General features: G+C 64.9%; 6 protein-coding genes. 4 read left to right on the top strand and 2 right to left on the bottom strand.

From position 1 onward, the window contains the following. Position 1: 1 nt before the first annotated feature. From IVB32_RS05350 to IVB32_RS05340, 3 genes are all read left to right on the top strand, one after another. The gene (locus IVB32_RS05350; RefSeq protein ID WP_247409951.1) at positions 2–1,126 is read left to right on the top strand and encodes an HlyD family secretion protein; all 1,125 of its coding nucleotides are present in this window, start codon (positions 2–4) and stop codon (positions 1,124–1,126) included. Continuing rightward, a complete protein-coding gene (locus IVB32_RS05345; protein WP_085361028.1) occupies positions 1,123–2,619 on the top strand; it encodes an MDR family MFS transporter in 1,497 nt (498 codons plus the stop codon). Before IVB32_RS05350 ends, IVB32_RS05345 begins: the two co-directional genes overlap by 4 nt. Before the next feature lie 93 nt (positions 2,620–2,712). Then, a complete protein-coding gene (locus IVB32_RS05340) occupies positions 2,713–3,651 on the top strand; it encodes an aldo/keto reductase (RefSeq protein ID WP_026234005.1) in 939 nt (312 codons plus the stop codon). A 23-nt stretch (positions 3,652–3,674) separates the two neighbouring features. Here the strand turns inward: IVB32_RS05340 and IVB32_RS05335 are convergent, their stop codons facing one another. Beyond that, a complete protein-coding gene (locus IVB32_RS05335; RefSeq protein WP_247295119.1) occupies positions 3,675–6,515 on the bottom strand; it encodes a winged helix-turn-helix domain-containing protein in 2,841 nt (946 codons plus the stop codon). A gap of 287 nt (positions 6,516–6,802) precedes the next feature. On the opposite strand from IVB32_RS05335, the gene IVB32_RS05330 reads away from it, so the two are divergent. Further along, positions 6,803–7,792: a tripartite tricarboxylate transporter substrate binding protein gene (locus IVB32_RS05330; RefSeq protein WP_018460333.1), complete on the top strand. Its 990-nt coding sequence runs from the start codon at positions 6,803–6,805 to the stop codon at positions 7,790–7,792. Positions 7,793–7,798: 6 nt separating this feature from the next. Here IVB32_RS05330 and IVB32_RS05325 read toward each other — a convergent pair whose 3' ends face one another. Next, positions 7,799–8,938 (bottom strand): MFS transporter, encoded by a 1,140-nt coding sequence (locus tag IVB32_RS05325; protein ID WP_026234004.1) that lies wholly within the window; start codon positions 8,936–8,938, stop codon positions 7,799–7,801. Positions 8,939–9,541: the final 603 nt, after the last annotated feature.

The following is a 9,541-nucleotide window of genomic DNA, read 5'->3' as shown; positions in this document are numbered from 1 at the left end:
AATCGCCGGCGGGCTCGGCGTTCGCAACAGCTTCCGCCCGAGCGACGCAGCCGCCCAATGGTTTGGGGCAGGGCTCGGCAAGCCGCTGCGACGGCCGCTGATGCTTGCGCTGCCGATGGCGGCGGCCGTGGTCGGCGCATTCATCTATCTGGCGCAGGAGCAATATGTCTCGACCGACGACGCCTTTGTGCGTGCCGCCAAGGTGACCATCAACGCGCGCGTTTCCGGCCAGGCGGTCGAGATAGCCGTGCGTGACAACGAGCGCGTCCGGCGGGGGCAGGTGCTGTTTCGCATCGACCCGGAGCCTTATCAAATTGCCGTCGACCAGGCCGAGGCGCGCCTCGGCAGTGCGCGGCTCCAGATCGAATCCCTCAAGGCGACCCACCGTCAGCAGCAGGCGGAGCTGCAGTCGGCCAAAGAGACGGCTACGTTCGACGAGCACGAATTCGACCGCAAGAGGATGCTGGTTGCCTCCGACTTCACGCCACGCGCGGTCTATGAACGGGCCGAGACGGATCTCAAGGTCGCTCGCCAGCGCGTGGCGTCGGTCGAGCAGCAGATCGCCACCACGATCGTCGCACTCAACGGCGAGCTTGAGGGTGATGTCGATCGCCATCCGGCAGTCCGCGCAGCCAAGGCACAATTCGACCGTGCGCGGCTGGATCTCTCCTACGCCACCGTGACGGCGCCGGACGACGGCATCGTGACCAAGGTCGACGATCTCCAGATTGGTGGCTTCGTCAATGCCGGGGCACCGACGTTCTCGTTGCTGTCGAGCCGGCACTTCTGGGTCGAGGCGAATTTTCGCGAGACCGGTCTCACTCATATGCGCCCTGGCCAGGAGGCGACGATCGACGTCGATGCCTATCCCGATCGCAAGTTCAAGGCACACATCGTCAGCATGAGTCCGGGGACCGGCTCGGACTTCTCGCTCCTGCCGCCCGAGAATGCGACGGGAAACTGGGTCAAGGTCGTCCAGCGATTGCCGGTGCGCTTGGAACTCGACGATCTCGATCCAAACCGGCCGCTGTTCTCAGGCATCAGCGTGACGGCGCGGGTCGATACAGGCCATCGCCGCAGCTGGGCGCATCTGCTCCAACCGGCGCTTGCGATGGAGGGCAAATGAGTACGCCCCTCCCATCGTCCACGGCGCCCGGCGGTCATCACGCGATCGCCGCGGCCGCCCTCATGGCGACCTACATGCAGGCCGTCAACATCTCGATACCGAACGCGGCGCTACCCCATATTCAGGCGACGCTCTCGATGGCCAATGACGAGGTCGGTTGGGTGTTTTCCTCGTATATCGCGGCGAGCGCCGTGACCATGTCGATCACGCAATGGCTGGCGGGACGCTACGGTCGGAAGGTGGTCTATCAGGCCGCCGTCACGATCTTCGTGTTGGGTCTCGCGCTCGACGCGCTGGCGACGACGTCGATTCAGTTCGTGCTGGCGCGAATCCTCCAGGGCGCGGCGAGCGGACCGCTGGCACCGCTCTCGCTGGCGATCCTGCTCGAGGCGACATCGCCGGTGCGACATGCGCGCATGAGCCTGGCGTGGACCGTCTGCTCCCTACTCGGCATCAGCAGTGGCCCGGCCATTGGCGGCTGGCTCAGCGAATATTACGGCTGGCCCTCGATCTTCTATTTCAGCCTGCCGATGACGGGCTTCATTTTCCTGACGATGGCTCAGCTGCTCCGCGAGAAGCGGGCGGAGCGGAGCCGGTCCTTCGACTTCTTCGGTCTGACGACGTTCTCCGTCGGCATGATCGGGTTGCAGATGTTGCTCGACCGCGGGGAGCGCCTCGAATGGTTCGCCTCGACGGAAATCTGGATCGAGGCGGGCGCCTCCGTGCTCGGCTTCTATCTCTTCATCGTGCACGTCATGACGACAAAGGAGCACTTTCTCCGCACGGCGCTGTTCAGGGACCGCAATCTCGTGCTCTCGACGGTCATCTCCTTCGCGCTTGGCTTCGTGCTGCTGCCGACCCTGGCCTTGACGTCCCCGATGCTGGAGGAATTGCTCAACTACCCCGTCGACACCACCGGATACATGACCGTTCCTCGCGGCGTCGCGCTGGTGGGGGCGCTGGTGCTGACGAGCCTGGTCCCGGCGCAGATCGACTACCGGCCGTTCCTCGTGGGTGGAATGACGCTGGTGGTCTATGCCAACTGGCTGATGCTTGGCTATTCACCGGCGATGGATTGGCGGCCGGTCGTCGAGGCCGGCCTGCTCCAGGGAGCGGGTCTCGGCATGTTGCTGCCCGCGCTCGCCAGGGCCGCGTTCGGCACGCTCGATCCGAAGCTCCGCCCGGAAGGCAGCGCGCTGATCAACCTGTCGCGCCTCTATGGCAGCACCATTGGCATCGCGGTCGTCCAGCTCTTCTTCTACGCCAACACGCAGGCTGTGCATGTCGCACTCGCAAAGAACCTCACGCCCTATCGTGTCGCCGCTTACGTCGGGGGCTCGGTCGGCAAGCCGGGTCTTGCGGCCCTCAACGGCATGGTCACGCGTCAGGCGGCGACCGTCGCGGTCATCGACCAGTTCGAGATCCTGATGTTCGCCATGCTCGTCATGATTCCGCTCGTGTTTTTTCTCCGTAAGCCGCGGCCTACCGGTTAACGCCTGGAGTCGTGGAATGACATCGCATCGTCAATTTCGAATACCTCGTCCCTTACTTTTGAGGGAGCTGAGGGCAAACAAAGGAGCATCAGCATGACAACGTCGGATTCGCTTCGTTATACGAGAATTCTAACTCATCAATCCGGGACGATTCCCGCGGTGGGATTTGGCACGCTCATTCCGGATCCGCTCGTGACCAGGCGGGCCACCAAGGCTGCATTGGAGGCCGGATTTCGACATCTTGATTGCGCGGAGCGCTATCGCAACGAAGAGGCGGTCGGCGATGCGCTGCGGGAGGCATTCAAGGCGGGGACGCTTCAGCGCAAGGACCTGTTCGTTACGACGAAGCTATGGAACACCAATCATCGGCCGGAACGGGTCAGGCCTGCCTTCGACGGCAGTCGCCGGCGGCTGCAACTCGACGAGATCGATTGCTACATCATCCATACGCCCTTTGCCTTTCAACCCGGCGACGAGCAGGACCCGAGGGATGAGCACGGTCGGGTCATCTATGATTCAGGGGTTACGCTGGCGGAGACATGGGGGGCGCTGGAGCGCCTCGTCGACGAGGGGCACTGCAAGTCGATCGGTCTGTCGGACATCACCCTGGACAAGCTGCGCGAGATCGTTTCGATCGCGCGGATCAGGCCCGCCATGGTGCAAGTCGAATCGCATCCGTATCTTCCCGAATGGGACCTGCTCGACTTCTGTCGAGAGCACGGGATTGTCTTGCAGGCGTTTGCAGCGCTGGGACACGCCATGAAGCCGAACGTGCTAGCCGATCCGGTGATCACTGCCATCGCGGAGCGCTTGCACAGGACGCCGGCTCAAATTGCGCTGGCGTGGGCGGTCCAGCGCGGCACCGCTTTCCTGACGACTTCGACCAATTCCCGGCGCATCCAGGAAAACTTCGATATTTCGGCCTTGCCCGAAGACGCCATGCGAGAGATGAGGGACCAGATTACGACAAACATCAGGTTCAACACGGTCGTCGAGACCGGCGTGCCCGGATTCATTCCGCGGGCCGGATGAATCGGAGCCGGTCAGCCGACTCGTCAAGCCCGGAGCTGCTCGATCAGATCGTGGGCGCTGCGGATCTCGGCAATGCCGGCGCCCTCGGTGAACGGCCCGCATGCGCGTTGCAGAATTGCCAAGGCCTCCGCGCTCTGGCCGGCCCCGATCATGTACCGCGCCAGGCTGACCGCGCTTCGCAGCTCCCAGAAAAGCGCGCCTTGCTGGACGGCAATGTCCATGGCCTCGCGAAAGCGCGCCTCGGCATCCTCTGAATGCCGGGCGTTCCTGAGCATCAACTCTCCCTTGATGCGGATCAGCTCCGGCAGATACCAGAGCTCCTGCCGGTCGTTGCAGCGGGTCAGGACATCCTCGATCACGTCGAGCCCGCGATCGACCTGGTCGGCCTCTCCGGAACACGCGGCGAGCTCGCCGAGCAAGGGCAGAAAGCGCGGCAGGAAGCGCGCATCGCCGGCGCGATTGAGCTCCTCGCGCAGCAGCGGCAGGCCGGTCGTGACGTCGCCGCGCCTGACCATGACTGCGGCGTTGAAGGCCCGTGCCCACAGGCCCCACAGCCGGATGGCGTGGCGCTCGGTGTGTTCGAGCAGCTCGATGCCGTGACGCTCGGCGGCGTCGAAATCGCCGGACCAGAAGGCGATCGGGCAGGCGGCTTGTCCGAGCACGCTGCAGAATGTCAGCGCGTGGCCGTTGGCGCGGCCTTCCTCGATGTTTCTGGCGGTGAGGGCCTGAGCCTGATCGGCCAGACCCTGAAGCCACAGGATGCGAGCTCGAAAATATTGCGTCGATATTCTCAGATCGAGCGGGAAGATTTTCGGCTTCTCCGCCAACACATGCAACGATGCATTGACCCGGTCGATGCGCAGCCGAGCCTCGTTCTGATCCCCGAGATAATGCAGCGCGACGGCCATCAGCCGGTCGCCCAGCATGACATCGGTCCTGTCGGGCGAGTTCGCGGCTGCGTTCGCAAAGCGATCGGCGAGCGCACGGGCCTTGCCGAACTGTCCGTTATTGAACTGGTCGATGCACAAGCCCCAGAGCGCGCGCAGCCGGAAATCCTTGTCGTCGAGCCTGTCAGCCAGCTCGAGGGTCGTCTCGAGGATCGGCCGCGCCTCGCGCGCGCGGCCCTCGCCATACATCAGCGACCATCCGAGCGCCGACAGCAGCTGCATGCGGATGCGGTCGTCGTCGGCGGTGTCTCCGAGCGCCGCGAGCGCCGTTCTGCTGCGCTCACGGCATTCCGCGAACAGCGAAAGACGCACCCACAGCGTGACTGCGGCCGACGTCAGCGCGATCCCGAGTTTCGGCTCGCCGTCGGGCCCGAAGGCCCAGTCCAACGCCGCGCGCACATTGTCCAGCTCCGCGCCATACATGCTCAGCCATTCGGGCAGCGGCGTCGAAATATCGGCCTCCGCGCGCTGGAATAAATCGCGAAAATGCTCGGCATGACGCCGCGCGAACTGCCCGGCTTCGCCGAGCTCGTTGAGTTTTCCGTATGCATAGGTGCGCGTGGTGTCGAGCAGCCGATAGCGCAGCGTCCGCGAGCCGGACGGCGAAATCAGAGACTTGGTCACCAGGCTGTCGATTGCTTCGAGGGTCTCGGAGGCGTTGAGGCCGTCACCCGACGCGACCGCCGCAGCCGCCTCCGGCGCGAAAGGCCCGGCGAAGACCGACAGGCGTCGCAGCGTTGCGCTCTCCGCGGCAGGCAGAAGGTCGTAGCTCCAGTCGAGCGCCGCAGCGAGTGTCTGGTGCCGCGGCACGGCGGTGCGTCGGCCGCGCCATTGCAGCGAAAAGCGGCTGTCGAGCAGGGATGCCGTGCCGGCGATGCCGTAAGCATTGACGCGGCCCGCCGCGAGCTCGATTGCCAGCGCGATGCCGTCGAGGCGCCGGCAGATGCTCGCGACGAGGGGGGCCTCTTCCGCGCTGAGCTGGAACGGGCCCGAGCTCTGCGCAATGCGCTCCACAAAGAGCTGAGCCGCAGGGTAGGCAAGGACCTCGTCGACAGCAAGCCCTTCGCGCTCGGGCGGACAGTCCAGCGGGAACAGCCGGAAAATTCGCTCGCCTTCGCTCCGGAACGACTCGCGGCTGGTTGCGAGAACACGAAGCTGCGGTGCTTCGCGAACGATGCGCTCGACCAGCGGCGCCAAATGATCCAGCACATGTTCGCAACCGTCGAAGATCAGCAGGGCCGGGTCGGTCTTCAGAAACGTCAGCAGGGCCGGCGTCGGATCCTCCGCGCTGATGGTCAGTCCGAGCGCCGAAGCAATGGTGGTCGCGATGTGACTGGCATCCCTCAGCGGACCGAAATCGACAAAGAAGACTCGCCCGCCGAAATCCTGGGAGCGGCGATGCCCGACGGTGACGGCGACCGAGGTCTTGCCGATGCCGCCCGGGCCGACGACGGTCATGAAGCGATAGAGCGAAAGTCCGTTCGAGATCTTCTCGATGACACCTTCCCGGCCGACCATCCTGGTGAGCTGAGCGGGCAAGGAGCGGGGAGGGGCGCTTTCGGCCGGGAGCGGGGCGGCCGGAGGAGCTGCTTGAGCGAACGAGGCGACAAAGCAATAGCCGCGGCCGGGCACGTTGACGACGTAACGCGCCGACTTGCCGGTGTCGCCGAGCGCCTTGCGTAGCGCTGCGACATGGAAGCGCAGGCTACCCTCGTCGACATTGACGCCGGCCCAGATGCGCTTGACCAGCTCTCTCTTGTCGACCACTTCTCCGGGGCGTCCGGCAAGGAAGATGAGAATGTCGAGCGCGCGGCCGCCGACATGAAGCGGCGAGCCCTCCTTCTCCAGGAGCCGGGACTTCGGAAACAGTCGAAATGGCCCAAAGGAAATGGCCGAATCTTCGCTACGATCTGGCACGCGCCATCGCCCCCTCGAAGGGAGTCAAAAGGTATTACTTTCTGATCTAACAGAACGAGGCGTACAGTAAACCGGTCGAAAGCAGTGGGCAGGGCTGACAGCCCTGCGCGGACGGATGGCTCGCCGAAATAATGCTTGTGAAATAAAGAGTTAGGCCGACATGACAATGCGATGACGCCGGGGCACGGCCGGATGGAGCATTGACTGTGATGCCGGATTGCTGCGATGGCATGGTCCGGGAGCCGGTCCCGCCACCACATTGACTGCCGACTTCCGGAATTTCCAGCATGGCCTCTTTCACGCGGCGACAATTGGTGCACGCGTTGTCGGGCGCAGCGGCGCTCGCCGCGCTTCCCCGCAGCGGACAAGCCGCCGACTATCCGTCTCGTCCCATTCGCCTGGTGATTCCCTACGGAGCCGGCGGATCGGGTGACCAGATCGCGCGCCCCTGGGTGGACAGGATGCCGTCGCTGCTCGGGCCGACCTTCGTCGAATATATCGGCGGCGCGGGCGGCGCCATCGGGACCGCGGCGGTCGCGCGCGAGGAGCCCGACGGCTATTCGCTGCTGCTCGGCAACGGCAGCACGCAGGTCATCATTCCCATGACGGCGGCAAATCCCGGATATTCCGTTGGCGATTTCCGCGCCATCTACCGGCTGATCAACAGCGCGCTGGTTTTCGCCGTCAATCCTTCGGTGCCTGCCGCAAACCTGCGCGAGTTGATCACCTATGCGAAAGCCAATCCAGGAAAGCTGTCCTATGGCACGCCGGGGATCGCCACCGGAAACCATCTGGTCGGCGAATCCTTCAAGCAGCAGGCCGGCGCGCTGGACATCGTCCACGTGCCCTATCGCGGCATCGCGCAGGCGACCAACGACCTCGTCAGCGGCCAGATATCGCTCGTCATTGCCGTCATGTCCGTTCAATTGCAGCAGCTGGCCCAAGCGGGAAGAGTCAGGCTGCTTGCGGTCACCACCGAAACGCGGCTGAGCGGCGCGCCGGAGATCCCGACCGCCGTCGAATCCGGCATGCCCGGCATCCGGTATGAGGGATGGTTCGGTCTGTTCGCACCCAAGGACACCGACGATGCGATCATCGACCGGATCGCGCAGGCGACGCGGCTCGCCATGGCCGATAGGGCGCTTCTGGCGAGCTATCGCGCCCAGGGCATGGAGCCGGACAACGATTCAAGCCCGGACAAATTCCAGCGCATCGTCGAGGCCACATCCGCAAGCCTCGCGCCCCTGATCAAATCGATCGGGCTGATCAATTTGTGAAGCCGCTCAGGCATCGGCGCGCGTGACAATGCGCGCCGTCAGCGTGACGAGGCCCATCAGCGCGGTCAGGAGCCAGAACGCCACCGGCAATCCGCCAAGACGTGCGATGAAGCCGACACCGGCGGGGCCCACGAGAACGCCGGCGTAGCCGGCGGTCGTGATCGCCGCGACGGCGAGGCCCGTTGGCATCACCTTCTGCCTCGCCGCTCGGCGGAACAGCACCGGCACGAGGTTGGATGCGCCGAGGCCGATGAGTAGGAAGCCGCCTATGGCGACCGCCACGACGGGAGCGGTGAGCAGGACCACGAAACCCGCGATCGCAATCAGGCTGCCCCAGAACAATGTCGTGCGGTCTCCGATGCGCGCGACGACGGCGTCGCCGCCGAGCCGCCCAATCGTCATCGCGACCGAGAACACGATGTAGCCGATCCCGCCTTGCGCTTCGGAAACGAGACCCGCGCCGATGACGAGCAACGCGCCCCAATCGAGCATCGCGCCTTCGACGAGGAAGGTGATGGCGCAAAGCAGCGCGAGCAGGAGCACGGCGCCATGCGGCAGCACGAACAGCGGTCCTTCCTGCACCTGCACGGAGCGAAGCAGCCGCGGCCAGGCCCCAAGCATCGCGATCAGCATCAGGACGGAGCAGATCAGCGTGCAAGCGAGCGCGCCGAGTTGCAGCGAGAGCAGTGCGGTCATGAGCGCGGCCCCGGCGAAGCCGCCGATACTGAACAGCGCGTGGAAGCCGGACATCAGCGGACGTCCCGCGGCGCGCTCCACCTCAACCGCGTGGATGTTCATGGCGACATCGATGGAGCCGAGCGCGGCGCCGAATGCGAGGAGTGCCAGCGCCAGCATCGCGGGCGAGTTCGCGATTGTCAGCAGAGGCAGGACCAGGGCAAGACCGATCCCGCCCGCCATGATGATCGGCTTGCTGCCATAGCGCGCACTCAGCACGCCGGTCAGAAGCATCGCGACGACCGAGCCGATGCCGAGGCTGAGCAGGAGCAGTCCGAGGATGCCGTCGTCGACGGCGAGCCGCGCCTTCGCGAACGGCACCAGTGGTGCCCAACACGCCATGCCGAAACCCGCGACGAGGAAGGCAAGTCTGGTCGCAAGGCGTGTCGCTGGCCTGTCGGCAGAAGACATGGGAACTCCGGGAAGGGGGAATCAGGGCAGGGGCAATCGACAAGCCCCGCAATTGTCGCGTCTTTATGTCCGCGGCGGACTCGGATTGTCGCAGGCGGCCCCCGGGCGGCCGCAAGCGGACACCAGGCCTTTTGGCTCGTCACCGGCATCTCGGCGCGCCGGTGGGCTGCGCCGTCGGGCGAAACACCTTGACAGCCCGACCCGCACCGGTGTCAAGCCGCACTGATGAAAATATTCCGCTTTACCGAAATTCGGAAACGGCGTATGTGTTGGCCATCCCGGCTCATCCTTGAGGGGCGATCTTGTGGTCGTCATGTTCGCGAGCCGGGCTTGCGGTGGACGCGGCAGCGTTCGGGTGCGAGAGGTGTGGGCAGGGCGGATTGCTCTCCGTGAGCCCAAGGCTTCGTTCCGACGAGCGGCGCTGCTAGGCTTCGTCTCGTCTGTAAGTTTCCGGCTCGGTCGACAGGGCTGGGAATACTGCGGCGAAATGGCGGGCCGTGCGTACGGCAAAACCGTGTGGTCCTGGCCGTCGTTGCTACGGTCAAGCTCTGGCGAATGCGGCATCTGCGTCAACCGGCGCGGTGCCGGTGACTTTCGTTGGGG

The sequence above is a fragment of the Bradyrhizobium sp. 23 genome, from assembly GCF_023073295.1.
Classification (GTDB): Bacteria; Pseudomonadota; Alphaproteobacteria; order Rhizobiales; family Xanthobacteraceae; genus Bradyrhizobium; species Bradyrhizobium canariense_D.
This window is presented reverse-complemented; position numbering and strand designations above follow the sequence as displayed.

What these genes read in the sequence shown, in the direction of transcription:
- IVB32_RS05345 (WP_085361028.1), top strand. Translation starts at nt 1,123, where the DNA reads ATGAGTACGCCCCTCCCATCGTCCACGGCGCCCGGCGGTCATCACGCG.
- IVB32_RS05340 (WP_026234005.1), top strand. Translation starts at nt 2,713, where the DNA reads ATGACAACGTCGGATTCGCTTCGTTATACGAGAATTCTAACTCATCAA.
- IVB32_RS05330 (WP_018460333.1), top strand. Translation starts at nt 6,803, where the DNA reads ATGGCCTCTTTCACGCGGCGACAATTGGTGCACGCGTTGTCGGGCGCA.
- IVB32_RS05325 (WP_026234004.1), bottom strand. Translation starts at nt 8,938, where the DNA reads ATGTCTTCTGCCGACAGGCCAGCGACACGCCTTGCGACCAGACTTGCC.